We start from the raw sequence: 24,251 nt of genomic DNA, 5'->3' as shown, positions 1-24,251 counted from the left end.
CGTCACGCACAGTCACCGGTCCGTGGCGGAAAGGCACTTCTGAGCCATTTGACCGCGCAAGCCCGTGATCCAGGTCACTCAATTGTTTGGTCCGGGTAAGCGGGGGCAGGCGCGGCCTCGGGGTGAACCCGGTTGCGTTTCGAGCATGCCGCCGGTCAGCGGGCCGAATCCGTCCACCCCACGGCCCGCCCGCGGGGGTTGCGGGCCGTATCCGTTCAACGCGTGAGGTGTATGTGTCCAGGCTGCAAGCCGAACACCTGTACAAGGTATTCGGCAGACGACCCGACGAAGCAGTGACGAAGCTCAAGAACGGCACCAACCGTGACGAGCTGCGCGCCGACGGTACGACCGCCGCGGTGATCGACGCCTCGTTCACGGTCGAGCCCGGCCAGATCTTCGTGGTGATGGGCCTCTCCGGGTCCGGCAAGTCCACGTTGCTGCGCATGCTCAACGGACTGCTGGAGCCGACCGCCGGCCAGGTCCTCTTCGACGGCCAGGACCTCACGGCCCTGAGCCCGCAGGACCTGCGCCATGTCCGTTCCACCAAGATCAGCATGGTCTTCCAGCACTTCGCGCTCTTCCCGCACCGCAGTGTGCTGGAGAACGCCGGATACGGACTCGAAGTACAGGGAGTGCCCCGCGAGGAGCGCGACCGGCGCGCCGCCGAGGCCCTGGAGCTCACCGGCCTGGGCGGCTGGGAGGCATCCTGGCCGGACGAGCTGTCCGGCGGCATGCAGCAGCGCGTCGGGCTCGCCCGCGCGCTCGCCACCGACGCCGACCTGCTGCTGATGGACGAGTCCTTCAGCGCGCTCGACCCGCTGATCCGCCGCGACATGCAGGACCAGCTGCTCCAGCTCCAGAAGCGGCTCAAGAAGACCATCGTGTTCATCACCCACGACCTCAACGAGGCCATGCGCCTCGGCGACCGGATCGCGGTCATGCGCGACGGCGCGATCGTCCAGCTGGGCACCGCCGAGGACATCCTCGTCACCCCGGCCAACGACTACGTCGCCTCCTTCACCCAGGACGTCGACCGCTCCCGGGTGCTCACCGCCGGCGCGATCATGGCCGACCCCGACACCGTCATCGGCACCCGTACGGAGGGCGGCAAGGAACTCCGTACCGCCCAGGACGTCATCGACGCCGCGCCCGCCGCCGTACCCGAGTCCACGCCGATCATCGACCTCTTCACGCCCTGCTCCACCAGCGGGGTCGCGGTCGCCGTCGTCGACGACGAGGGCGGACTCCTCGGCGTCGTCCCGCGCGCCCGGCTCCTCGCCGTCCTCGGCGAACCGATGAAACCCGCCGACGCCCCGGCCGCCGCGCCGGCCGCGCAGGGCAAGCAGGACAAGGCGGTCGCTCGTGCCTAGGCTCCCCCTCGGCGACTGGGTCAACAACGTCGTCGACTTCCTCCAGAACCATCTCTCCTGGCTCTTCGACGCCGTCGGCTCGATCGTCTCCGGCATGTACGACGGCATCAACGCCGTGCTCTCCGCCCCGCAGCCGCTGCTCCTCGCGGGCATCCTCGCCGTACTCGCCTGGTGGCTGCGGAGCCTGTCCGCCGGCGCGCTCGCCTTCGTCGGCTTCGCCCTCATCGACTCCGTCGAGCTGTGGGACGAGGCGATGGAGACGCTCTCGCTGGTGCTCGTCGCGACGATCATCGTGCTGGCCGTCGCGCTGCCCTTGGGCATCTGGGCGGCGCGCTCCAAGACCGTCAGCTCCGTGATCAGGCCGGTGCTCGACCTGATGCAGACCATGCCCGCCATGGTCTATCTGATCCCCGGCGTCGTCTTCTTCGGCGTCGGCGTGGTGCCCGGCATCATCGCCACGATCATCTTCGCCCTGCCGCCCGGTGTCCGGATGACCGAGCTTGGCATCCGGCAGGTCGACGGCGAACTGGTCGAGGCCGCGGAGGCGTTCGGCACCACACCCCGCAACACCCTGCTCCGCGTCCAGCTGCCGCTGGCCCTCCAGACGATCATGGCCGGGATCAACCAGGTCATCATGCTGGGCCTGTCCATGGTGGTCATCGCCGGCATGGTCGGCGGCGGCGGCCTCGGCGGCGCCGTCTACCGCGCGCTGGGCAACATCGACATCGGCCTCGGCTTCGAGGCGGGACTCTCCGTCGTCATCCTGGCCGTGTACCTGGACCGTGTCACCGGCGCGCTCAGCCTCCAGGTCTCCCCGGTCGGCCGCCGCGCCCTGGCCAAGGCCCGGGAACTGGCGGGCGGCGCGAAGCTCTGGAACCACCGTCCGCAGCCCGTCGTCGCGCTCGCCGGGGTGCTCGTCCTCGCGCTCGTCGCGGGCGGCATCGGCCTCTTCGGCGGCTCCTCCTCCTCGGACACCACCGCCGACGCCGACAACGTCGGCAAGGGCCAGAAGATCAGCATGGGGTACATCCCCTGGGACGAGGGCATCGCCTCCACCTTCCTCTGGAAGGAGTTGCTGGAGCGGCGCGGGTACGAGGTCGACGCCAAGCAGTACGAGGCAGGCGCGCTCTACACCGGCCAGGCCGGCGGGCAGATCGACCTCCAGACCGACTCCTGGCTGCCGGTCACGCACGCCTCCTACTGGGCCAAGTACAAGGACGACCTGGAGGACATGGGGTCCTGGTACGACGAGACCTCCCTGGAGATCGCCGTCCCTTCGTACGTGAAGGGCATCACCTCCCTCGCCGACCTCAAGGGCAAGAGCTCCACCTTCAAGGGCCGCATCATCGGCATCGAGCCCAGCGCCGGCGAGATGGGCCTCCTCAAGGACAAGGTCCTCAAGGCGTACGGCCTCGACAGCGAGTACAAGCTCGTCGACGGCTCCACCACCGGCATGCTCGCCGAGCTGAAGCGCGCGTACGCCAAGAAGGAGCCCGTCGCGGTCGTGCTCTGGTCGCCGCACTGGGCGTACGACACGTACGACCTGACCAAGCTCGCCGACCCGAAGAAGGCGTTCGGCGCGGAGAGCGACGGCGTCCACACCCTGGCGCGCAAGGGCTTCACCAAGGACAACCCCCGGGTCGCCGAGTGGATCAAGAACTTCAAGATGACCGAGAAGCAGCTCACCAGCCTCGAAGCCGGCATCCAGGCGGCCGGGAAGGGCGAGGAGCAGAGCGCCGTGCGCGCCTGGCTCAAGGAGAACCCCGGCGTCGCCGACCGGTGGACCCCGGTCGGTGACGGCGCCTCCGCCAAGTCCGCGTCGTCCGGCACGGCCGCCGGCGGCAAGGACGAGCGGCAGCGCGCGGTGGAGATCGGCTGGTTCCCCTGGGAGGAGGACATCGCCGCCACCTATCTGTGGAAGGCCGTCCTGGAGGAGCGCGGCTACAAGGTCAACCTCAAGCAGTTCGAACTCGGCCCGATGTACACCGCGATGGCACGCGGCCAGGTCGATGTCCAGTTCGACGGCTGGCTGCCCAACGCCCAGAAGGCCTACTGGGACAAGTACAAGAACGACCTGACGCAGCTCGGCTCCTGGTACGGGCCGACCACCCGTGAGGTGGCCGTCCCCTCGTACGTCAAAGGGGTGAAGTCGCTCGCCGACCTCAAGGGGCGCGGCGACGAGTTCAACGGCCGGATCGTCGGGATCGAGCCCGGCGCCGCGATGATGGACGTCCTCAAGGAGGACATCCTGCCCGGCTACGGACTCGGCGGCGAGTTCAAGATCGTGGACAGCTCCACACCGGCCATGCTCGCCGAGCTGAAGCGCGCGTACGCCAAGAAGGAGCCGATCGCGGTCGCGCTCTGGACCCCGCACTGGGCCTACAGCGAGTACGAGCTGACCAAGCTGGAGGACCCGCGGAAGGCCTTCGGCGACGGGGACCGGCTCACCACGGTCGCGCACAAGGACTTCCCGGCGAACTACCCGCGGCTGACCGAGTGGTTCAAGGACTTCAAGCTCACCGAGCAGCAGCTCGGCAGCCTGGAGAACGCGATCCAGAAGGCCGGCGCCGGGCACGAGGAAGCCGCCGTCAAGACCTGGATGGGGGAGAACCCCGGCATGGTGGACACGATGGCCCCGCTGTAAAGGGAGCTTCCGCCCGATCCCGGGGGCGGGCCTCGCCCGAGCTGGCGAAGCCCGCCCCTTCGGCGTGTTTCCCTTCCGCCGTGGCCGCGCGCATCATGGAGGACAGCTCTTGTGCGGGCGTCAACTCTGAGAGGATGACGATCCGGTCGGGAGGGAGCCAGTCATGGACGACAAGGAAGCGCTCAGGGTGGGCGCGGCCGTCCGCAGGCGGCGCAGGTCCCTGGGGATGACGCTGGCGGTGGTCGCCGCCCGCAGCGGCCTTTCCGTGCCCTTCCTCAGCCAGATCGAGAACGAACGCGCCAGGCCGAGCACCCGGTCCCTGGAGCGGGTCGCGGACGCCCTGGAGACGACCCCCGCCCAGCTGCACGCCGCCGCCGACTCGGCGCGTACGGTCGATGTCGTACGGGCCCAGGACGCCCCCGCGGGACCGGGAGTGCGCCGGGTGGTACGCGGCGGGCACCAGCTCCACGCCAAGGAGTTCACCGGCGAGCAGGACACCGGCCGGGAGTACCAGCACCGCAACGACGAGATCATGTACATCGCCGACGGCGCCGCCGAGGTCGAGGCCGAGGGCCGCGCGTACCGGCTGGAGCGCGGCGACACGCTCTACCTCTCCGGCGGGGTACGGCACCGCTGGCGCGCCACCGAGCCGGGCACCCGCATCCTGGTCGTCGCCGTCGCCGAACACATCGACGCGACGGTCGACCCCCGCCGCCAGTAGGTCCCTCAGGCGGTACGGGCCGAGGCCGGCCGGGGCGGCGCCTTGACCCCGGCCCCGGCCCCGGCTTCCGCCCCGCCTCCGGTCGCCGCCGGGAGCGCGCCGTGGAGCAGCCCGCGCAGGGTGCCCCACGCCGCCACCGCCCAGGTCGCCACCAGCACCGCGAAGAGCGCCACCGCCAGCCACTCCAGCGCCACCAGCCCCGTCCGCCGCCCCAGCCCCGCCGCGCCCGTCACACACGTACCCACCGGGAACGTGAACGCCCACCACGTCATCGAGAACCGCATCCCGCGCCGGACGGCCCCGACCACCAGCGCCGCCGCCAGCGCCAGCCAGAACAGCGCGAACCCCAGCACCGGCACCCCGTACGCCACGGCGAGCGCGGCGAGCGCATCCGCGTACGGCGCGCCCACGGCGGCGCCCGCCAGTTGATGGAGCGCCGTCGCCGACTGCCCCAGCGGGCCGAGCACCAGAAAGAGCGCCGGAGTCAGCGCGAGCGGCGGCGGACCGTGCAGCAGCAGCCGGGCCAGGATCAGCGGCAGCAGCGCCAGCGTGGCGAACAGACTCAGCCCGAACATCCCGTACCCGCCGAACAGCAGCGCCGCCCGCCACTGGCCGGCCGGCAGATACGGCACCAGGAGCGGCGCCGCCGCCGCGGAGACCATGGGCGCCACCAGCGGCAGCAGCCAGACCGGCGACACGTCCGCCACCGCCGGCCGGTGGCGTACGGCCATCAGATACGGGACCGTCACCGCCACCACGAGCCCCAGCAGCGTCCCCGCGCCGAAGAGCACCGCGTCCACGGCGACCGCCGCCCGCTCGCCCAGCGCATCCCGGCCCACGGTGATCGTGGCCGTGCCGACGGCGAGCAGCGCCATCGCCAGGCACCCGTAGAACGGCGCCACCGCCGGATCGAGGAGATGGGCGCGGGCCTGGTCGCGGTGGTGGCGCCAGTGACCGGCCCGGGCGGTCAGGACGAGCGCGAGCAGCACCGCCGACAGCGCCCACATCGCGACGTACACCGGACGCGGCCCCGACCCCAGCGCGGCACCCGCGGTCGCGACGACGGCCGTACCCATCACCGGCGCGTACCAGTGGGGCCCGAAGTGCCGCAGCGCGGGAGTCGTGAGCATGCCCCCCACCCTGCGGGTGCCGCAGGGCCCCTACCAGCCCCTTTCTGCCGATGGGGTCATAAGCTGGGGTTATGACAGATCCCGTGCCCGCCGTTCCGCTCTCCCACCGGGTGCCCGACCTCGGCGCGCTCGAACTGCTCCTCGCCGTCGCCCGGCTCGGCAGCCTCGGCCGGGCCGCCCGCGAGACCGGCATCAGCCAGCCCGCCGCGAGCAGCCGGATCCGCTCCATGGAACGGCAGCTCGGGGTGGCGCTGGTGGACCGGTCGCCGCGCGGATCCCGGCTCACCGACGCCGGGACGCTGGTCACCGACTGGGCCCGGCGGGTCGTGGAGGCCGCCGAGGCGTTCGACGCGGGAGCGCAGGCGCTGCGGGGCCGCCGCGACTCCCGGCTGCGGGTCGCCGCCAGCATGACGATCGCCGAGTACCTGCTGCCGCGCTGGCTGATAGCCCTGCGCCGGGAGCGGCCCGACACCGCCGTCTCGCTGCACGCGGGCAACTCCGTCGCGGTCGCCGAGCGCCTCCTCGCCCACGAGGCGGACCTCGGCTTCGTGGAGGGCCTGGCCACGCCCGAGGGCCTCGACTCGGCCGTCATCGGCCACGACCGGCTGCTCGTGGTCACCGCGCCAAGCCACCCCTGGGCCCGCCGCCGCACCCCTCTCGACCCGGCGGAGCTGGCCCGTACGCCCCTCATCCTGCGCGAACCCGGCTCCGGCACCCGGCAGGTACTGGACGCAGGGCTCACCCCGTACGGCGGCCTCGCCGAACCCCTGCTCGAACTGGCCTCCACGACCGCGCTGAAGGCGGCGGCGGTGAGCGGAGCCGGTCCGTGCGTGCTGAGCGAACTGGCGGTGGTCGACGAACTCGCCGCGCACCGCCTGGTCAGCGTGCCGGTGGCGGGCATGCGGCTCCGCCGCGACTTGCGCGCGGTCTGGCCGACGGGGAGCCGGCCGGCGGGGCCGGCGCGCGACTTGCTGTCCCTTACGGTGTCGCCTCCCGGCTAGGGGGCCGTGGGGCTGCGGTGGTACCCGGGTACGGCCGGTTGGTCCCGTGCCGGGGGCCGGGGCGGGGTTGCCTCCCGGCGAGGGGCCGTGGGCTTGGCGGTGCGGGTGCGGGTGCGGGTGCGGGGTGCGGCCGGTGTGGCCAAGTGCCGGGGGCCGGGGCACTCCGGAGGCGCATCCCCGGATGCATGCTGTGTTTTCCCGGGGGACACCCCCGGACCCCCAACGCCGCGTGCGGCTTCGTCGGTCGACTGCGGGCGCGTGCAGCGGCACAAATCACGCTCTACATCCGGGGACGTCACCTCCTGCGACCCCGGCCCCCTCCGGTCGTGGTCGGCTCGCGCGCAAACGTTCCGGGCCGAGCCCGGTGGGTCTGTGACGGGTGGTGAAGGGGGCACCGCAGGGGGTATGTGTCCGGACGTAAAGCGCGATTTGTGCCGCTGAGCGAGACCCGCGGGTGTGGTCCGGCCCGTCACGCGGCGTAAATCGTGCAGTCCGGGCATGTGCCCCCGGAGGGGACCCCGGCAACAACCCGCAGGTACCCACCGGGCCCAGCCCAGGACGGACCCCGGCCCCCGGCCGCCACCCGCCGGGCTGAGCCTGTGACGGACCCCGGCCCCCGCCGGGCCCGCCCTGGCCGGGAGGTGACACCGGTTAGCCCACGGCCCCTCGCCGGGAGGCGACAAGCGCCGACATCACCCGCAGGTCCTCGCCCATTTCCGGGTGCCACTGCACCCCCAGCACAAAGCCCGGTCCCGGCAGTTCCACCGCCTCGACCGTGCCGTCCGCCGCGTACGCCGAGGCCGTCAGGCCCGTGCCGAGGCGGTCCACGTGCTGGTGGTGGTGGGTGGGGACGGTGAGCTCCGTGGGGATCAGGTCGCCGTAGAGCGTGCCGGGTACCGGTTTCACGGGGTGCTCGCCGAAGCGGCCGGCGGTGCCGGAGGTGTGGCCGTCGATGTGCTGGACCAGCGTTCCGCCCAGCGCGACGTTGAGCAGCTGCATGCCGCGGCAGATTCCCAGCAGTGGGGTCCCGGAGGCGAGGGCCGCGTGGATCAGGGCCAGTTCCCAGGCGTCCCGCTCGTGGGCCGGTGGGCCGGTGCGGGGGTCGCGGGTGGCTCCGTACCGTACGGGATCGACGTCGGGGCCGCCCGCGATGACCAGCCCGTCGAGCCGCGCCACCACCGCCGCGGCGGCGTCAGGGTCGCCGTCCGGCGGGAGCAGCGCGGCCAGGCCGCCGGCCCGCTGGACGAGCCGGTGGTAGCCGGCGGGCAGGAGCGCCGCGGGCAGCTCCCAGGTGCCCCAGGCGGCGGAAGCCTCCAGATACGTGCTGACGCCGATGAGCGGCTTCATGGATCTCGTACTCCTTCGTGCGTGTGGAACCAGGACCGCGCTCAGCGGTCCCGTTCGAGTTCGGCCTCCGCCGCGGCCAGGGCCGCGAACTCCTCCTCGGGCGCGGCGGCCACCAGCCGGTGCCGACTGTAGAAGGTGAAGTAGGCGAGGGCGACGGCGTAGACCCCCAGCGCGATGAACGCGGCTTCCTTGTCGACGAGGAACGTCGCTACCAGCGCGGACAGCGCCAGGACGAAGGCCACGCCGGAGGTGAGCTTTCCGCCGGGGGTGCGGTACGGGCGGGGGAGGTCCGGTTCGCGGCGGCGCAGGACGAGGTGCGAGAGGGCCATCAGGGAGTACGAGATGGTCGCGCCGAACACCGCGACGTTCAGCATCCGGCCGCCGTCCCCGGTGGCCGCCGCCAGCGCGAAACCGATCGCGCCGGGGATGAGCAGACCCAGATAGGGGGCTTTGCGGGAGCTGGTGAGGGAGAGGAACCGGGGGAGATAGCCCGCGCGGGAGAGCGCGAACAGCTGCCGGGAGCCGGCGTAGATGAGGGAGAAGAACGATGCGACCAGACCGGCCAGCCCGGCGTAGTTCACGAACCGGCTCAGCGGGGTCGGCTCACCGTCCCCCTGGAGCGCCACCACCAGCGGGTTCCCCGCCTCCTGAACGGCTGCCGAGCCGCGCGCCCCCGTCGCCGCGAAGAAGGTGATCAGCGCGAGCAGGACGAGTACGCCCATGGAGATGGAGAGCGCCTTCGGCATGGAGCGCACCGGGTCCTTGGCCTCCTCGGCCGCCAGCGGTACGCCTTCCACGCCGAGGAAGAACCACATACCGAAGGGGAAGGCCGCCCAGATGCCCAGCACCCCGAACGGCAGCCAGGAGTTCGAGCCGAACGCGTCCGGGTCGGCCGGGATGTCGTTGAGCCCGCTCGCGTCGAACTCGGTGAACGCGCCGGCCGCGAAGATCAGCAGCGCCGCCACCGCGACGGCCGTCACCACCAGGCTGAAGCGCAGCGCCTCGCCGACACCCCAGAGATGGATGCCGATGAAGATCACGAAGCAGGCCAGGTAGACCGGCCAGCCGGCGGTCAGCCCGAAGAGATGGAGGGACTCGACGTACTCGCCGATGAAGATGGAGATCGCGGCCGGCGCCAGGATGTACTCGATGAGGATCGCCGTGCCGGTGAGAAATCCGCCCCAGGTGCCGAGCGCTCGCCGGGCGAAGCCGTAACCGCCGCCCGCCGTGGGCAGGATGGCGGAGAGTTCGGCGAGCGAGAAGACCAGACAGGCGTACATCACCCCCATCAGCACCATGGCGATCGCGAGACCGCCGAAACCGCCCTCGGAGAGGCCGATGTTCCAGCCCGAGAAGTCCCCGGAGACGACATAGGCGACACCGAGGCCGGTGAGCAGCAGCCAGCCCGCGCTGCCGCGCCGCAGTGCCCGGCGTTTCAGGTAGTCGGTGTCGCGCTGCTCGGCGCCGTCGGCCGCGGGGGCCGGTGGGGTGAGCGCGTCGGTGCCGTCGGACATGAGCAGCTCCTGCCTCGGGGTACTCGGGGTAAAGGTGTGAGGCCATACCTTTACCTTCCCGATGGCCGCGCGCAAGGCCCGCGCGTTAAACGGTTGTTACGGATCGGGAAAGGCCGGGAGCGGCTCCGCCGGCCGGCCCCGCGCCGCTCAGGTGAGGAAGCCGCGCAGCAGCGCCGCCGTACCGCCGCAGTGCTCGCGGGCGATCTCGCGCGCGCCGTCCGCGTCGCCGTCCAGCACCGCCTCGACCAGTGCCGTGTGCTGCTGCTGCGAGTGCTCCAGATTCCGTACGAGCAGCGGGATGCAGTCCAGCAGGTCGTTCACCGACGCCCGGACGGCCGCGTACTGCTCGGTCAGGGTCGCGGAGCCGGCCAGCTCGGCGAGGGTGAGATGCAGCAGCGTGTCCAGCCGCCGGTACTCCGCCAGCGGCGCGTCGCGCGTCGCGGCCAGTGCCGAGCGCAGCCGCCGTGCCCGCTCCCCGGACAGCCCCTCCGCCGCGCACAGCCCCGCGGCGCCGACCTCCAGCACCTCGCGGAAGCGCAGTACGTCCTCGATGTCCACGCGCGCCCCCCGGCGCCGCAGCTCCTCCTCGGCGCCCGGGGCCGCCGCGTCCGGCCGCGGCCGGACGAACGTCCCGCCGTATCTGCCGCGCCGGCTCTCCAGCAGCCCCTGGTCCTGGAGGACCTTGAGCACCTCGCGCAGGGTCACCCGGCTGATCCGCAGCCGGTCCGCCAACTCCCGCTCGGCGGGGAGACGTTCGCCGCTCGCGACCAGCCCGAGCCGGACGATCCGGAGGATCTGCTCCAGCGCCTCCTCGAAGCCGTTGCCCGCCCGGACGGGCCGCAGGACCGGAGTCAGACGATCCGCTTGTGCCGGGTCCGCCGGCTCGCTCTTCTTCGCCACGTCGCCGTTTCCCCTTCCCAATCAATGGTCTACGGGCATACCTTATGGCTTCCGGCTGACCGAAGGAGGAGCAACCCCGTGGCAGACCGCACACCCCCGCTCAGCGTCGAGGAGCTACGTGTCCTCGTCGAGAGCGGCGAGATCGACACCGTCGTCCTCGCCTTCCCCGACATGCAGGGCCGGCTCCAGGGCAAGCGGTTCGCCGCACCGTTCTTCCTCGACGACGTCCTGGAGAACGGCACCGAGGGCTGCAACTACCTGCTCGCCGTCGACACCGACATGAACACCGTCGACGGCTACGAGATGTCCTCCTGGGACCGCGGCTACGGCGACTTCGCGATGCGCCCCGACCTCTCCACCCTGCGCCGCGTCCCCTGGAACGAGGGCACGGCGATGCTCGTCGCCGACCTCGCCTGGCACGACGGCTCGCCCGTGGTCGCCGCGCCCCGGCAGATCCTCCGCCGCCAGCTGGCCCGCCTCGCCGAACACGGCTTCACCGCGCACGTCGGCACGGAGCTGGAGTTCATCGTCTTCAAGGACACCTACGAGCAGGCCTGGGACAGCCACTACCGCGGTCTGACCCCCGCCAACCAGTACAACGTCGACTACTCCGTCCTAGGCACCGGACGCGTCGAACCCCTGCTGCGCCGGATCCGCAACGAGATGGCCACCGCAGGACTGACCGTCGAGTCCGCCAAGGGCGAGTGCAACCCCGGCCAGCACGAGATCGCCTTCAAGTACGACGAGGCCCTCGTCACCTGCGACCAGCACGCCATCTACAAGACGGGCGCCAAGGAGATCGCCTCGCAGGAGGGCGTCTCGCTCACCTTCATGGCCAAGTTCAACGAGCGCGAGGGCAACTCCTGTCATATCCACCTCTCGCTCCAGGACGCGACCGGCACCAACGTCATGGCCGGTGACGGGCCCGGCGGCATGTCAACCGTGATGCGCCACTTCCTCGCCGGCCAGCTCGCCGCCCTCCGTGACTTCTCCCTGCTCTACGCGCCCACCATCAACTCGTACAAACGCTTCCAGCCGGGCTCCTTCGCCCCCACCGCCGTCGCCTGGGGCTACGACAACCGCACCTGCTCGCTGCGGGTCGTCGGCCACGGCCGGTCCATGCGCTTCGAGAACCGGCTGCCCGGCGGGGACGTCAACCCGCACCTCGCCGTCGCCGGCCTGATCGCCGCCGGGCTGTACGGCATCGAGCACCAGCTCGAACTCCCCGAGGAGTGCGCCGGCAACGCCTACAGCGCCGGCTACGAGCAGGTCCCCACCACCCTCCACGAGGCCGCCGCGCTCTGGGAGAACAGCCCCATCGCCCGCGCCGCCTTCGGCGACGAGGTGGTGGCGCACTACCGCAACATGGCGCGCGTCGAGGTGGAGGCATTCGACGCCGCGGTGACCGACTGGGAGCTCCGCCGCTCCTTCGAACGTCTGTGAGGAACGACGTGCAGGAACAACACGCCGCCGAACACCTGGTGCTCAACCCGGCCACGGGGGAGACCGTCGCCACCGTCCCGGCGACCACCCGCGCCGAGGTCGACACCGCGGTACGGCGGGCCGCCGCTGCCCAGCGCCGGTGGGCCGCCCTCGCCCCCGCCGACCGGGCCAGGACACTGCGCCGGTTCGCCGTCGTCGTCGACGAGCACATCGAGGAACTGGCCAGGACGGAGGTCACCGAGGCCGGCCACACCATCGGCAACGCCCGCTGGGAGGCGGGCAACGTACGCGACCTCCTGGACTACGCCGCCGGCGGAGTGGAACGGCTCACCGGCCGGCAGATCCCGGTCGCCGGCGGACTCGACATCACCCTCCTCGAACCGCTCGGCGTCATCGGGGTGATCGCCCCCTGGAACTTCCCCATGCCGGTCGCCGCCTGGGCCACCGCGCCCGCGCTCGCGGCCGGCAACGCCGTCCTCCTCAAGCCCGCCGAGACCACCCCGCTCACCGCGCTCCGGCTCGCCGAACTCGCCCTCGACGCCGGGCTCCCCGAGCACCTCTTCCAGGTCCTGCCGGGCGCCGGCGCCGTCGCGGGCGACGCCCTCGTCGAACACCCCGGCGTCGCCAAGATCGTCTTCACCGGCTCCACCCGCGTCGGCAAACAGATCATGGCCAAGAGCAGCGCCCTCCTCAAGCGCGTGACCCTCGAACTCGGCGGCAAGAGCCCCAACATCGTCTTCGCCGACTCCGACCTCGAACAGGCCGCCGCCGGGGCCCCGATGGCCTTCCTCGACAACGCCGGCCAGGACTGCTGCGCCCGTACCCGCATCCTCGTCCAGCGCGAGGTCCACGACCGGTTCCTGGAACTGCTCGCCACCGCCGTGGAGTCCGTCGTCGTCGGCGACCCCGCCGACGAGAAGACCCAGATGGGCCCGCTCATCTCGGCGCTCCAGCTCGACCGCGTACGGTCCTACGTCCCCGGCTCGGCGCCGGCCATCCGGGGCACCGCGCCCGACGGACCCGGCTTCTGGTTCCCCCCGACCGTCCTCACCGACGCGGCGGCCGACTCCCCGGTCGCCACCGAGGAGGTCTTCGGGCCCGTAGCCGTCGTCCTGCCCTTCGACGACGAGGAGGACGCCGTCCGGCTGGCCAACGCCACCCCGTACGGCCTCGCCGGCTCCCTGTGGACCCGGGACGTGGGCCGCGCGCTGCGCGTCTCGCGCGCCGTCGCCGCCGGGAACCTCTCCGTCAACTCGCACAGCGCCGTCCGCTACGGCACCCCGTTCGGCGGCTACAAACAGTCCGGACTCGGCCGCGAACTCGGCCCGGACGCCCTCACCGCTTTCACCGAAACCAAGAACGTCTTCATCAGCACGGAGGCCTGAAACCCATGACCGCTCCTGAGAACGACATCGTCTGCCGCCGGCTCGTGGGCCGTACGGCGGTCATCACCGGTGCCGGCAGCGGCATCGGCCTCGCCACCGCGCGCCGGCTCGCCTCCGAGGGCGCGCACATCGTCTGCGGCGACATCGACGAGACCGCGGGCAAGGCCGCCGCCGACGAGGTCGGCGGGACCTTCGTCAAGGTCGACGTCACCGACGCCGACCAGGTCGACGCGCTGTTCAAGACCGCGTTCGAGACCTACGGCAGCGTCGACATCGCCTTCAACAACGCCGGCATCTCGCCCCCCGACGACGACTCGATCCTCACCACCGGACTCGACGCCTGGCGGCGGGTCCAGGAGGTCAACCTCACCTCCGTCTACCTCTGCTGCAAGGCCGCGATCCCCTACATGCGGCGCCAGGGCCGGGGCTCCATCATCAACACCGCCTCCTTCGTGGCCCGCATGGGCGCGGCGACCTCGCAGATCTCCTACACCGCCTCCAAGGGCGGCGTCCTCGCGATGTCCCGTGAGCTGGGCGTGCAGTTCGCCCGCGAGGGCATCCGCGTCAACGCGCTCTGCCCGGGCCCCGTCAACACCCCGCTGCTCCAGGAGCTGTTCGCCAAGGACCCGGAGCGCGCCGCGCGCCGTCTGGTGCACATCCCGGTGGGCCGCTTCGCCGCCGCCGAGGAGATCGCGGCGGCCGTCGCGTTCCTCGCGAGCGACGACTCGTCGTTCGTGAACGCCACCGACTTCCTCGTCGACGGCGGCATCGCGGGCGCGTACGTCACCCCCGTATAGGCATAGCCCGACCGCGACCGGGGCAGGGCCTCAGAGGAACGTACGGCCCTCGCCCCGGTACGTCGGCACGGACGCCACCACCCGGTCGCCCTCGACCAGCTGGAGCGTGTCGAACCGCTCGCACAGCTCACCGGCCTTCGCGTGCCGGAACCACACCTTGTCACCGATCAGCAGATCGTCCGCCGGCGAGCCCAGCAGCGGGGTCTGCACCTCGCCGGGGCCCTCCTGCGCGTCGTAGCACAGCCCCTGCGGCAGATACGGCACGGGCAGCCGGTCGCAGCCGGCCGCCCCCGACGCCGGATAGCCGCCGCCGAGCACCGTCACCACCCCGACCCCCGGCCGGCGCACCACGGGCTGGGCGAAGAGCGCCGCCGGACGGCCCGTGAACGACGTGTAGTTGTCGAAGAGCCGCGGTACGTACAGCCCCGAGCCCGCGGCGATCTCCGTCACCGCGTCCTCCGCCGCCGTGTGCTGGACGCTGCCCGTCCCGCCCCCGTTGACGAACTCGAGATCCGGCGTGACGGCCCGCACCGCGCGGACCACCGCCGCACGCCGCTCCGCCAGCTCCCGCCGGGCGGTGGACTGCATGAGCCGGATCGCCCGCGACCGCAGCGGGCGCCCCACCAGGGTGTCCCCGACCCCGGCGATATGACCCTCGTACGCCATCAGCCCGACCAGCCGGAACCCCGGGCGGCGGGCGACCGACCTGGCCAGGTCGGCCAGTTGGGCCGGCTCGCGCAGCGGGGAGCGCAGCGCGCCGAACCTGATCCGCCCGCCGAGCAGTCGCAAGGACGTGTCCAGTTCCAGACAGACCCTGACCTCCTCCCGGCCACCGTCGCGCGCCGCGTCGATCAGGTCGAGCTGCGCCGGATCGTCGACCATCACCGTCACGGCGGCGGCGAGCTTGGGATCCGCCGTCAGCTCCGCGTACGCCGCCCGGTCGGCCGACGGATAGGCCAGCAGCACATCGCCGAACCCGGCGCGGGCCAGCCACAGCGACTCGGCCAGCGTGAAGGACATGATCCCCGCGAACCCGTCCCTGGCCAGCACGCGCTCCAGCAGCGTCAGACAGCGCACGGACTTGCTCGCCACCCGGATCGGCTTGCCCCCCGCCCGCCGCACCAGGTCGTCGGCGTTGGCGTCGAACGCGTCGAGATCGACGATCGCGACCGGCGCGTCGAGATGGGCGGTGGCCCGGTCGTACCGGGCCCGGTCACTGGCACGCGGATTCATGGCCCGCAGCTTGCCAGACATGACCGCCGCACGGGTAGGGGATGATCTGGGCAGATCACCCCGGCCTTCGCGGTCGTTCCCGCCGGGCCCTCTCCAGCCCGTAGAGTGACGCACACGCCGCGTCGAACGGGCCTGCTCCGTAAGGTGATCGGTCATGCGGTGGACCGACCGGTCAAGGCAGCGGCACAGGGGGGCGGATGAGTACCGAAGCACCACGCGCCGCCGTACCTCCCCGGCCCGCGAACCCCCCGGCCACCGGCCCACGCGCGACGCTCCCCGCGCAGCCCCCCGCGCCCGCCTCACCCGTCGTACCCGCGCCCGCGTCCGCGCCCGCGCGCAAACCGGCCGCCGCGGCCCCGCAGCCGCCGGCCGGCCCCCGCAGCGCCACTGTCCCGCCGCGTCCGCGCACCGCGTTCGGCCCGCCGCCCGTCACCACGGGCCGCAGACCCGCGTACGGGCCGCCGCCTGCCGGGGAACGCCGCGGCGGCCAGGAGGGCGCCACCGCCGCCATGCCTCCGGCGCCGCCGTACGCGCCACCCGCGCCGCCGTCCGTCCCGCCACCCGCCGCGCCGTCCGTCCCGCCCCAGGCTCCGGCGGCCCCGGCGGCGCGGACCGGCGCGGTGGAGGCTCCGGGCGTGGCGCCCGCCGTGCCGCCCGTACCGACGTTCGCACCGCCGCTCGCCCCGCCGCTCGCGCCGCCGCCTCCCGGGTGCGCCTGGCCCGCGCCGGCGCCCGCGCCGCCCCTCGACGAGCACGCGCGGCTCGTGCCCGTCCCCGCGCGCCACCCCGGCCGTACCGCCGCCGCGCTCGTCTGCGGGGTGCTCGGGCTCGGACTGATCGGCGGCGCCGTCACCGGCAGCTGGCTCACCGGCGACTCCGCCGCGGAACCCGCCGACGAGGACAGCTTCACCACGGCCCGCGCCCTCTGGCACAGCGTCCCCGTCGACACCCTCTTCCCCCGCACTCTCAAGGGCGACGGCGCGGGCCCCGGCAACGCCGCCCGCGACTGGACCAGGGTCGGCGTCGCCCCCGACAGCGGCTGCGCCGCCGCCCTCGACCCGCTGCTCGTCAAGGCGGTCGGCCCGGTCGGCTGCGAACGGGTGCTCCGCGCCACCTACGTGGACGCCACCGCCAGCAGCGTCACCACCGTCGGGCTCGTCTTCACCCAGGCCGACGCCGCCGCGATGAGCGCCCTGCGGGCCCGCTTCCGCGAGGAGAAACTCGGCGACCGCGCCGACCTGATACCCCGCGCCTTCGCCGTCAAAGGCACCACCGCCGCCAAGTTCGGCGACGCGCAGCGCGCCAGCTGGACCGTGAACGTCCTCACCGACGCCCCCGTCGTCGTGTACGGCGTCTCCGGCTTCACCGACGGCCGGAAGGTCACCACGCCCCAGCCCGCGGCTGCGGCGATGGTCCCCGGCGCCACCACCGCGCCCGCGCAGTCCGGCCTCGGCCACGAGGCCAAGGGCATCGCCGACCGCATCGAACGAGGACTGCGCGAGGCCGTCAGCGCCCGCGCGACGGAACCCCGGAGGCCACAGTGACCCCCACCACCGGCCGCCGGTACCGGCGCGCCGCCGCCGTCCTCGCCGCCGCGGCCTTCGTCCTCGTCCCCGCAGTCCCGGCGCACGCCGACGCGATCCGGGACCGGCAGTGGGCGCTGGACGCCATGCACACCGACGAGGCGTGGCGCAGCGCGCAGGGCACCGGCGTCACCGTCGCGGTCCTCGACACCGGAGTCGACGACAACCACCCCGACCTCGAAGGCCAGGTACTGCCCGGCAAGGACCTCATCGGCTTCGGCGCGGTACGCGGCGACCGGTCCTGGGCCCGGCACGGCACCGCCATGGCCGGGATCATCGCGGGCCACGGCCACGGCTTCGACCGGTCCGACGGGGTTCTCGGCATCGCGCCCGAGGCCAAGATCCTGCCCGTACGGGTCATCCTCGAAGGCACCGACCCCGAACGGGCCAAGGCCCGCTCCTCCAAGGGCGGAGCGCTCGCCGAGGGCATCCGCTGGGCCGCCGACCACGGCGCCGACGTCATCAACCTCTCCCTCGGCGACGACAGCGAGTCCGCCCACCCCGAGGCCGGCGAGGACGAAGCCGTCCAGTACGCCCTCGCCAAGGGCGCCGTCGTCGTCGCCTCCGCCGGCAACGGCGGCGAGAAGGGCGACCACATCTCGTACCCGGCGGCCTACCCCGGCGTGATCGCCGTCACGGCCGTCGACCGCTACGGCACCCACGCGGCGTTCTCCACCCGCCGCTGGTACGCCACGGTCAGCGCGCCCGGCGTCGACGTCGTCATCGCCGACCCCGACCATCGCTACTACGAGGGCTGGGGGACGAGCGCGGCCGCCGCGTTCGTCTCGGGCGCGGTGGCGCTCATCCGCTCGGCCCACCCCGACCTGACGCCGGCCCAGATCAAGCAGCTCCTGGCCGACACGGCACGGGACGCGCCGAAGGAGGGGCGCGATGATTCTCGCGGGTACGGGTTTGTGGACCCTGCGTCCGCGCTTGCTTCGGCTGCCGCCGCGGGTGCGGAGACCGGTGCCGCCGGTGCGGCCGGTTCCGCGACTTACCGCAAGCGGTACTTCGGCGCCGGCCCCGACGTGGCCCGCCCCGACCCGGAGCCTGCGGCTTGGCTGGCGCCTACGGCGGGTGGGGTGGGGGCGGTGCTGCTGGCGGGGGCGGTGCTGCTGTGGCGCGGCGGCGCCCGTCGCGTTTTGCCTCCCGGCTAGGGGCCGTGGGGCGGGCGGGTGCGGTGCGGCCGGTGGTGTCCGTGCCGGGTGCCGGGACGGGGTCACCTCCCGGCGAGGGACCGTGGGCTTGGCGGTGCGGTGCGGGGTGCGGCTGGTTGGTTCCGGTGCCGGGGGCCGGGGCACTCCGGAGGCGCATCCCCGGATGCATGATTTACGCCGCGTGCGGCATATCGGTCGACTGCGGGTGCGTTCAGCGGCACAAATCACGCTCTACATCCGGGGACGTCACCTCCTGCGACCCCGGCCCCCTCCGGTCGGTGGTCGGCTCGCGCGCAAACAAACCGTCCCGGGCTGGGGCGGGTGGGTCTGTGCGGGCGGGGAAGGGGGCACCGCAGGGGGTATGTGTCCGGACGTAAAGCGCGATTTGTGCCGCTGAGCGAGACCCGCGCATACGGTCCGGCCCGCACGCGGCGTAAATCGTGCAGTCCGGGCGCGTGCCCCCGGAGGGGACCCCGGCAACAACCCGCACCTCACCACCGGGCCCCGCCCAAGACGGACCACGGCCCCCCGCCGGGAGGCGGCCCGTGCAGTCCGGGCGCGTGCCCCCGGAGGGGCACCCGGCAACAACCCGCACGTACCCACCGGGCCCAGCCCGAACAGACCCGCACCCGGCCAGCACCCGCACGTACGAACGGGGCCGAGCCCAGGACGGACCACGGCCCCTCGCCGGGAGGCGACCCGCCCCCGGAGGGGAACCCGGCGACAACCCGCACCGCACCACCCGGGCCCGCCCAAGACCTCCTCGGCCCCCGGCCGCCACCCGCACACGCCCACTGGGCTCAGCCCGAGGACAACATCCCCGCCCGGTAGGGTCAAACCGTGCTGAAGAACATTCCGGAATCCGGATTCTCCGATGATGACGGCACCGCCGATCCCGCTCTCGCCGAGGCGCTCGCCGCCTGGGCCGTGGACCGGGGGGCGGAGGAGCGGGTGCTGGTGGCGTTGACGGGGGCGCGGCTGTTGGTGCCCATCGTTGCCGTGCTCGGGGAGGTGGAGGAGGACGCGAACGGGCTGCGGCGGGAGAAGACGAGCGACATGGCCGTGCCCACGCTGCGCGCGGGGGACCGGCGGGCGTTGCCGGCGTTTACGTCGGTCGACGCGCTGAAGCGCTGGGATCCGGCGGCCAGGCCCGTCGCCGTACCGCTGGGGCAGGCGTTGCAGGCCGCCGCGCACGAGAAGGCGGACACCGTGGTGCTGGATCTGGCCGGGCCCGTGACGTATCAGCTCACCGGGGCCGCGCTGCTGGCGCTCGCCGAGGGGCGGACCAGTGCCGCGCCGCTGGCGGATCCCGCCGTGACGGAGGCGGTGCGGGCGGTGGTGGCCGGTGAGGGTGCGGTGCGGCGGGCGTATCTCGGGCCCGGGAGCGCGGACGGCATCCTCGCGCTCGTACTGGACCCGGCCGAGCCGCCGGCGGAGGCGGCCCGGCGGGTCGCGCGGGCGCTCGCGGCGGACGACGTGCTGAGGGCCCGCCTGGTGCGCGGGCTCGACCTGGCGCTGCTGCCGGCCGAGGCCACGCCGCCGGGCGAGCCCCTGTTCGTACGTCAGCCGTAGACCGGGCCCGTGTACTTCTCGCCCGGGCCCTGGCCCGGCTCGTCGGGGACCACGGACGCCTCGCGGAACGCCAGCTGGAGGGACTTGAGGCCGTCGCGCAGCGGCGCGGCGTGGAAGGAGCTGATCTCCGTGGTGCTGCCGTCCATGAGGCCGGCCAGCGCGTGGATCAGCTTGCGCGCCTCGTCGAGGTCCTTGTGTACGTCGCCCTCGTCGGTCAGGCCGAGCTTCACGGCCGCCGCGCTCATCAGGTTCACCGCGACGGTGACGATCACCTCGACGGCGGGGACCTCCGCGATGTCGCGGGCCATGGCGTCATAGCCGGGGGTTGCTTCGGGTGTCGTCGTGTCGCTCATGGGTCACACGATAGGCGCACAGCCGGTTAGCGCGTGCCCCGGGGAGCTGCTAACCTGGAGTGACGACCGGCCGGACACGTGTGTGCCCGGCCCACAAGTGGAGGCTCCGATCTCCCACCTGGCTGCCCTTACCGGGCGGCGGGTCACCGGTCAGGTGGTGCCCATCGTTCCGTACGGACGATGGAACTGCCCGATGCGCGCCCCGTGGCTCATGCACGGCGGTGCTCCGGTATTCAAGGAGCTGCTGCCTGTGTGCCGTCCGGGGCATTTTTGATGTTCCGCCGCGGTTGGTCTGTACACAAGACGTTACGCGGCTGTCTGCCAGACAGTCGTGTGGTGCTACCGAGGAGGATCCATCAGCGCCGAGCCCCGCATCAACGACCGGATTCGCGTTCCCGAAGTGCGACTTGTCGGTCCCAGTGGCGAGCAGGTGGGCATTGTCCCGCTCGCCAAGGCCCTGGAGCTCGCACAGGAGTACGACCTGGACCTGGTCGAGGTCGCGGCGACAGCCCGTCCGCCCGTGTGCAAGCTCATGGACTACGGGAAGTTCAAGTACGAGTCGGCCATGAAGGCTCGTGAGGCGCGCAAGAACCAGGCGCACACGGTCATCAAGGAAATGAAGCTCCGGCCGAAGATCGACCCGCACGACTATGACACCAAGAAGGGTCACGTCGTCCGGTTCCTCAAGCAGGGTGACAAGGTCAAGATCACGATCATGTTCCGTGGTCGTGAGCAGTCCCGCCCCGAGCTGGGCTTCCGACTGCTCCAGCGGCTCGCTTCGGACGTCGAGGAACTCGGCTTCATCGAGTCGAACCCGAAGCAGGACGGCCGGAACATGATCATGGTTCTGGGCCCGCACAAGAAGAAGACCGAGGCCATGGCCGAGGCCCGCGAGGCGCAGGCCGCCCGCAAGGCCGAGCGTCAGGGTTACGCGACCGAGGAGTCGGCGGACGCGGCGGACGACACCCAGGCGGCCCCCGCCGAGGCTTCGTCCGAGGCGTGAGCCGCGAGGGTGCCGTCCAGGCAGTCCCCGGTTCCGTCGGGAACCACATACCAGAAGATCTGACGCTCCCGTGCGCCGGTCGGGAAACCGGCCGGCAGGGAGCGCCACTGACGAGGAGAGAGCGGCGCCATGCCGAAGAACAAGACGCACAGCGGTGCCAGCAAGCGCTTCAAGATCACCGGCTCGGGCAAGGTGCTGCGCGAGCGGGCCGGCAAGCGCCACCTGCTTGAGCACAAGTCGTCACGGGTGACGCGCCGTCTCACCGGCAACGCCGAGATGGCCCCCGGCGACGCCAAGAAGATCAAGAAGCTTCTCGGCAAGTGACGCCGCTGCCCCCGGGTGACCGGGGGCGACGGCTGTCAGCACCGGGACCTATTCGTTTTCGGGTCGTGTGAGTCCACCCACGACCCCGCTACAAGGAGTCAACACGTGGCACGCGTCAAGCGGGCAGTCAACGCCCACAAGAAGCGCCGGGCAATCCTCGAAGCGGCCAGCGGTTACCGCGGCCAGCGTTCGCGCCTGTACCGGAAGGCGAAGGAGCAGGTCACCCACTCCCTCGTTTACAACTACAACGACCGCAAGAAGCGCAAGGGCGACTTCCGTCAGCTGTGGATCCAGCGGATCAACGCCGCCGCCCGCGCCAACGGCATCACCTACAACCGCTTCATCCAGGGTCTGAAGGCCGCCAACGTCGAGGTCGACCGCAAGATCCTCGCCGAGCTGGCCGTCAACGACGCCAACGCGTTCGCCGCGCTGGTCGAGGTCGCCCAGAAGGCCCTTCCGAGCGACGTCAACGCTCCGAAGGCCGCCGCCTGATCCCCTTTCGGGCAGCACCTGCTCTTCCGCCGGACCCGTAGGCATCGCGCCTGCGGGTCCGGCGCGTTCCACCCGTACCCCGCCACGAGAAGTGAGTACGCCGCCGATGGGCACCCCCGAGCTGATCTCCCCGCGCTCCGCGCGTGTCACGGCCGCCCGGCGGCTCGCCAAGCGCGCCTTCCGCGTCAAGGAGCGCCGGTTCATCGCCGAGGGCCCCCAGGCCGTACGGGAGGCGGTGGCCCACCGCGGCGAGGACGGGGCGCCCACCCTCACCGAGCTGTTCACCACCGCCGAGGCCGCCGAGCGGTACGCGGAGCTGATCGACGCGGCGCGGGCCATCGGCGCCCGGGTACAGCTCGCGCCCGACGAGGTGCTCGCCGACCTCTCCGGGACCGTCACCCCGCAGGGGCTGCTGGGCGTCTGCCGCTTCCTCGACTCGCCGTTCGAGTCCGTCCTGCGGGCCCGGCCCCGGCTCGTCGCCGTCCTCGCGCACGTACGCGACCCCGGGAACGCGGGAACGGTCCTGCGCTGTGCCGACGCTGCGGGCGCCGACGCCGTCGTCCTCACCGACGCCTCCGTCGACCTGTACAACCCGAAGTCCGTACGGGCGTCGGCCGGTTCGCTCTTCCATCTGCCGGTGGTCGTCGGCGTCCCCGTCGAGCAGGCCGTCCGGGGGCTGCGGGAGGCGGGCGTACGGATCCTGGCCGCCGACGGCGCGGGCGACCACGACCTGGACGACGAGCTGGACGCGGACACCATGGGCGGGCCCACCGCCTGGGTCTTCGGCAACGAGGCGTGGGGCCTGCCCGCCGAGACGCGCGCCCTCGCGGACGCCGTCGTACGGGTGCCGATCCACGGAAAGGCCGAGAGCCTGAACCTGGCGACCGCCGCGGCCGTATGTCTCTACGCCTCAGCACGCGCCCAGCGCGTCCGCGGTACGTGCTGAGGGGGTCCGTTCCGGCCAGGGCGACGAGTAATGTTGCGCTTTCGGGGACCCACTGAGCGATGCGGAAGAGGTGGGGTGCGGGCATGACTGTCGGTGCGAGCGGATCCGCCGCGGCCCGGAGCGCCTTACTCCGTGGACCGGAGGACGGCGGACCGGGGGCCGCCCCGTGCGGTATCGACCCCGACGACCTCCCCGACGGGCTGATCATCGCCGACGAGACCGGCCGGGTCGTCTGCTTCAACACCGCCGCCGCCCGGATCACCGCCATACCGCCCTCCGACGCCCTCGGCCACCCGCTGGAGCACGCGCTGCCGCTGGAGGACCTCAAGGGCCGCCGCTGGTGGACGCTGACCGACCCGTACGGCGGTCTCGCCACCCGGGTCGGCCAGCCCGAGCGCAATCTGCTGCTGCCCGGCGGCCGTGAGGTGCTCGTCTCCGCCCGGTACGTGCGCGAGCGCCCCACCGGGCCCGTGCGCCGGCTGGTCATCTGCGTACGGGGCACCGAGGCGCGCCGCCGTACCGAACTCAGCCACGCCGAGCTGATCGCGACCGTCGCCCACGAACTGCGCTCCCCGCTGACCTCCGTCAAGGGGTTCACCGCCACCCTGCTCGCCAAGTGGGAGCGGTTCACCGACGACCAGAAGCGGCTGATGCTGGAGACGGTCGACGCCGACGCGAACCGGGTCACCCGGCTGATCACCGAGCTGCTCGACATCTCCCGCATCGACTCCGGACGGCTTGAGCTGCGCCGGCAGCCCGTCGACATCGGCCAGGCCGTCGCCCGCCACGTCCAGTCGCACACCGCCTCAGGCCAGTCGCCCGACCGGTTCCTCGTCCGTATCCAGCAGCCGCTGCCCGATCTGTGGGCCGACCCCGACAAGATCGACCAGGTGCTGGGCAACCTGCTGGAAAACGCGGTGCGCCACGGCGAGGGAACCGTCACTATCGATGTGGCGGCCGCGGAGGTCCAGCACGCGGCCGGGACAGAGAAGGGGACGGCCGTCACCGTGTGCGACGAGGGGCCCGGTATTCCGGAGGAGTCCATGAACCGCGTCTTCACCCGCTTCTGGCGGGGCAGCAAGCGCGGCGGCACCGGGCTGGGGCTGTACATCGTCAAAGGCATCGTCGAGGCGCACAACGGGACGATCACGGTCGGGCGCGCGCCCGGCGGCGGTGCCGAGTTCCGCTTTGTCCTGCCCGTCGGCACCCCCGCCCATCTCATATAGCGGCCCGGGCGGGCACCACGGGCTCCGTCACCTTCGTACGGCCTTTAGACTCGACCTTTGGCACCTTCGCGCCCCCAGTGATCGAGCAGGGTCGTTTCGCCAGCCAATCG

General features: G+C 72.5%; 21 protein-coding genes. 15 read left to right on the top strand and 6 right to left on the bottom strand.

Features of this window, described 5'->3' with window-relative positions; translation table 11 throughout:
- Positions 1-233: 233 nt before the first annotated feature.
- The 3 genes from AB0389_RS05295 to AB0389_RS05285 all read left to right on the top strand — a co-directional run bounded on the left by AB0389_RS05295 (position 234) and on the right by AB0389_RS05285 (position 4,735).
- A complete protein-coding gene (locus AB0389_RS05295; protein WP_366393959.1) occupies positions 234-1,370 on the top strand; it encodes a glycine betaine/L-proline ABC transporter ATP-binding protein in 1,137 nt (378 codons plus the stop codon).
- The gene (locus tag AB0389_RS05290) at positions 1,363-4,014 is read left to right on the top strand and encodes an ABC transporter permease/substrate binding protein (protein WP_366393958.1); all 2,652 of its coding nucleotides are present in this window, start codon (positions 1,363-1,365) and stop codon (positions 4,012-4,014) included. The genes AB0389_RS05295 and AB0389_RS05290 overlap by 8 nt, the downstream gene beginning before the upstream one ends.
- Positions 4,015-4,177: 163 nt before the next feature.
- Positions 4,178-4,735: a helix-turn-helix domain-containing protein gene (locus AB0389_RS05285; RefSeq protein ID WP_366393957.1), complete on the top strand. Its 558-nt coding sequence runs from the start codon at positions 4,178-4,180 to the stop codon at positions 4,733-4,735.
- A 5-nt stretch (positions 4,736-4,740) separates the two neighbouring features.
- Here AB0389_RS05285 and AB0389_RS05280 read toward each other — a convergent pair whose 3' ends face one another.
- A complete protein-coding gene (locus tag AB0389_RS05280) occupies positions 4,741-5,865 on the bottom strand; it encodes a C4-dicarboxylate ABC transporter (protein ID WP_366393956.1) in 1,125 nt (374 codons plus the stop codon).
- 71 nt (positions 5,866-5,936) lie between these two features.
- Between AB0389_RS05280 and AB0389_RS05275 the strand changes: the two genes are divergently transcribed.
- Positions 5,937-6,866 (top strand): LysR family transcriptional regulator, encoded by a 930-nt coding sequence (locus AB0389_RS05275; protein WP_366393955.1) that lies wholly within the window; start codon positions 5,937-5,939, stop codon positions 6,864-6,866.
- 651 nt (positions 6,867-7,517) lie between these two features.
- Here AB0389_RS05275 and AB0389_RS05270 read toward each other — a convergent pair.
- The 3 genes from AB0389_RS05270 to AB0389_RS05260 all read right to left on the bottom strand — a co-directional run bounded on the left by AB0389_RS05270 (position 7,518) and on the right by AB0389_RS05260 (position 10,627).
- Entirely contained in the window at positions 7,518-8,213 is a 696-nt protein-coding gene (locus AB0389_RS05270; RefSeq protein WP_366393954.1) for a gamma-glutamyl-gamma-aminobutyrate hydrolase family protein, read from the bottom strand.
- 41 nt (positions 8,214-8,254) lie between these two features.
- The gene (eat, locus tag AB0389_RS05265; RefSeq protein ID WP_366393953.1) at positions 8,255-9,727 is read right to left on the bottom strand and encodes an ethanolamine permease; all 1,473 of its coding nucleotides are present in this window, start codon (positions 9,725-9,727) and stop codon (positions 8,255-8,257) included.
- A gap of 147 nt (positions 9,728-9,874) precedes the next feature.
- Complete coding sequence (locus tag AB0389_RS05260) at positions 9,875-10,627, bottom strand: FCD domain-containing protein (RefSeq protein WP_366393952.1); 753 nt, start codon at positions 10,625-10,627, stop codon at positions 9,875-9,877.
- A 78-nt stretch (positions 10,628-10,705) separates the two neighbouring features.
- On the opposite strand from AB0389_RS05260, the gene AB0389_RS05255 reads away from it, so the two are divergent.
- The 3 genes from AB0389_RS05255 to AB0389_RS05245 are packed head-to-tail and all read left to right on the top strand — an operon-like array spanning position 10,706 to position 14,252.
- Positions 10,706-12,070 carry a glutamine synthetase family protein gene (locus AB0389_RS05255; RefSeq protein ID WP_366393951.1) on the top strand — a complete coding sequence of 455 codons (1,365 nt, stop codon included), beginning with the start codon at positions 10,706-10,708 and terminating at the stop codon, positions 12,068-12,070.
- A gap of 8 nt (positions 12,071-12,078) precedes the next feature.
- Positions 12,079-13,455, top strand: coding sequence for an aldehyde dehydrogenase family protein (locus AB0389_RS05250; RefSeq protein WP_366393950.1), 1,377 nt, complete (start codon positions 12,079-12,081; stop codon positions 13,453-13,455).
- A 5-nt stretch (positions 13,456-13,460) separates the two neighbouring features.
- Positions 13,461-14,252 (top strand): 3-oxoacyl-ACP reductase, encoded by a 792-nt coding sequence (locus AB0389_RS05245; RefSeq protein WP_366393949.1) that lies wholly within the window; start codon positions 13,461-13,463, stop codon positions 14,250-14,252.
- Positions 14,253-14,282: 30 nt separating this feature from the next.
- Here AB0389_RS05245 and AB0389_RS05240 read toward each other — a convergent pair whose 3' ends face one another.
- Positions 14,283-15,485 (bottom strand): amino acid deaminase/aldolase, encoded by a 1,203-nt coding sequence (locus AB0389_RS05240; protein ID WP_366393948.1) that lies wholly within the window; start codon positions 15,483-15,485, stop codon positions 14,283-14,285.
- Between the two features lie 197 nt (positions 15,486-15,682).
- On the opposite strand from AB0389_RS05240, the gene AB0389_RS05235 reads away from it, so the two are divergent.
- The 3 genes from AB0389_RS05235 to AB0389_RS05225 all read left to right on the top strand — a co-directional run bounded on the left by AB0389_RS05235 (position 15,683) and on the right by AB0389_RS05225 (position 19,797).
- Positions 15,683-17,029 carry a hypothetical protein gene (locus AB0389_RS05235; protein ID WP_366393947.1) on the top strand — a complete coding sequence of 449 codons (1,347 nt, stop codon included), beginning with the start codon at positions 15,683-15,685 and terminating at the stop codon, positions 17,027-17,029.
- Positions 17,026-18,225 (top strand): type VII secretion-associated serine protease mycosin, encoded by a 1,200-nt coding sequence (gene mycP, locus AB0389_RS05230; protein ID WP_366393946.1) that lies wholly within the window; start codon positions 17,026-17,028, stop codon positions 18,223-18,225. The genes AB0389_RS05235 and mycP overlap by 4 nt, the downstream gene beginning before the upstream one ends.
- A gap of 840 nt (positions 18,226-19,065) precedes the next feature.
- The gene (locus AB0389_RS05225) at positions 19,066-19,797 is read left to right on the top strand and encodes an SseB family protein (protein ID WP_366393945.1); all 732 of its coding nucleotides are present in this window, start codon (positions 19,066-19,068) and stop codon (positions 19,795-19,797) included.
- Here the strand turns inward: AB0389_RS05225 and AB0389_RS05220 are convergent.
- Positions 19,788-20,150 carry a DUF1844 domain-containing protein gene (locus tag AB0389_RS05220; protein ID WP_366393944.1) on the bottom strand — a complete coding sequence of 121 codons (363 nt, stop codon included), beginning with the start codon at positions 20,148-20,150 and terminating at the stop codon, positions 19,788-19,790. The two genes, AB0389_RS05225 and AB0389_RS05220, sit on opposite strands and share 10 nt — an antisense overlap.
- 331 nt (positions 20,151-20,481) lie before the next feature.
- Between AB0389_RS05220 and infC the strand changes: the two genes are divergently transcribed.
- From infC to AB0389_RS05195, 5 genes are all read left to right on the top strand, one after another.
- Complete coding sequence (gene infC, locus AB0389_RS05215; RefSeq protein ID WP_366393943.1) at positions 20,482-21,153, top strand: translation initiation factor IF-3; 672 nt, start codon at positions 20,482-20,484, stop codon at positions 21,151-21,153.
- 129 nt (positions 21,154-21,282) lie between these two features.
- Positions 21,283-21,477 carry a 50S ribosomal protein L35 gene (rpmI, locus tag AB0389_RS05210; RefSeq protein ID WP_030418114.1) on the top strand — a complete coding sequence of 65 codons (195 nt, stop codon included), beginning with the start codon at positions 21,283-21,285 and terminating at the stop codon, positions 21,475-21,477.
- 105 nt (positions 21,478-21,582) lie between these two features.
- Positions 21,583-21,969 carry a 50S ribosomal protein L20 gene (gene rplT, locus AB0389_RS05205; protein WP_114626556.1) on the top strand — a complete coding sequence of 129 codons (387 nt, stop codon included), beginning with the start codon at positions 21,583-21,585 and terminating at the stop codon, positions 21,967-21,969.
- A gap of 106 nt (positions 21,970-22,075) precedes the next feature.
- Positions 22,076-22,915 carry an RNA methyltransferase gene (locus AB0389_RS05200; protein ID WP_366394085.1) on the top strand — a complete coding sequence of 280 codons (840 nt, stop codon included), beginning with the start codon at positions 22,076-22,078 and terminating at the stop codon, positions 22,913-22,915.
- Between the two features lie 83 nt (positions 22,916-22,998).
- Positions 22,999-24,141, top strand: coding sequence for an ATP-binding protein (locus AB0389_RS05195; protein ID WP_366393942.1), 1,143 nt, complete (start codon positions 22,999-23,001; stop codon positions 24,139-24,141).
- Positions 24,142-24,251 lie beyond the last annotated feature (110 nt).

The organism is Streptomyces sp. NPDC093109, from assembly GCF_040701725.1.
In the GTDB taxonomy this organism is placed as follows: Bacteria; Actinomycetota; Actinomycetes; order Streptomycetales; family Streptomycetaceae; genus Streptomyces.
Note: the sequence above shows the minus strand (reverse complement) of the source record. Positions and strands in the feature narration are given on the sequence as shown.

What these genes read in the sequence shown, in the direction of transcription:
- AB0389_RS05280 (WP_366393956.1), bottom strand. Translation starts at nt 5,865, where the DNA reads ATGCTCACGACTCCCGCGCTGCGGCACTTCGGGCCCCACTGGTACGCG.
- AB0389_RS05285 (WP_366393957.1), top strand. Translation starts at nt 4,178, where the DNA reads ATGGACGACAAGGAAGCGCTCAGGGTGGGCGCGGCCGTCCGCAGGCGG.
- AB0389_RS05195 (WP_366393942.1), top strand. Translation starts at nt 22,999, where the DNA reads ATGACTGTCGGTGCGAGCGGATCCGCCGCGGCCCGGAGCGCCTTACTC.
- eat (WP_366393953.1), bottom strand. Translation starts at nt 9,727, where the DNA reads ATGTCCGACGGCACCGACGCGCTCACCCCACCGGCCCCCGCGGCCGAC.
- AB0389_RS05235 (WP_366393947.1), top strand. Translation starts at nt 15,683, where the DNA reads ATGAGTACCGAAGCACCACGCGCCGCCGTACCTCCCCGGCCCGCGAAC.
- AB0389_RS05245 (WP_366393949.1), top strand. Translation starts at nt 13,461, where the DNA reads ATGACCGCTCCTGAGAACGACATCGTCTGCCGCCGGCTCGTGGGCCGT.
- AB0389_RS05200 (WP_366394085.1), top strand. Translation starts at nt 22,076, where the DNA reads ATGGGCACCCCCGAGCTGATCTCCCCGCGCTCCGCGCGTGTCACGGCC.
- AB0389_RS05220 (WP_366393944.1), bottom strand. Translation starts at nt 20,150, where the DNA reads ATGAGCGACACGACGACACCCGAAGCAACCCCCGGCTATGACGCCATG.
- AB0389_RS05240 (WP_366393948.1), bottom strand. Translation starts at nt 15,485, where the DNA reads ATGAATCCGCGTGCCAGTGACCGGGCCCGGTACGACCGGGCCACCGCC.
- AB0389_RS05270 (WP_366393954.1), bottom strand. Translation starts at nt 8,213, where the DNA reads ATGAAGCCGCTCATCGGCGTCAGCACGTATCTGGAGGCTTCCGCCGCC.
- AB0389_RS05275 (WP_366393955.1), top strand. Translation starts at nt 5,937, where the DNA reads ATGACAGATCCCGTGCCCGCCGTTCCGCTCTCCCACCGGGTGCCCGAC.
- rpmI (WP_030418114.1), top strand. Translation starts at nt 21,283, where the DNA reads ATGCCGAAGAACAAGACGCACAGCGGTGCCAGCAAGCGCTTCAAGATC.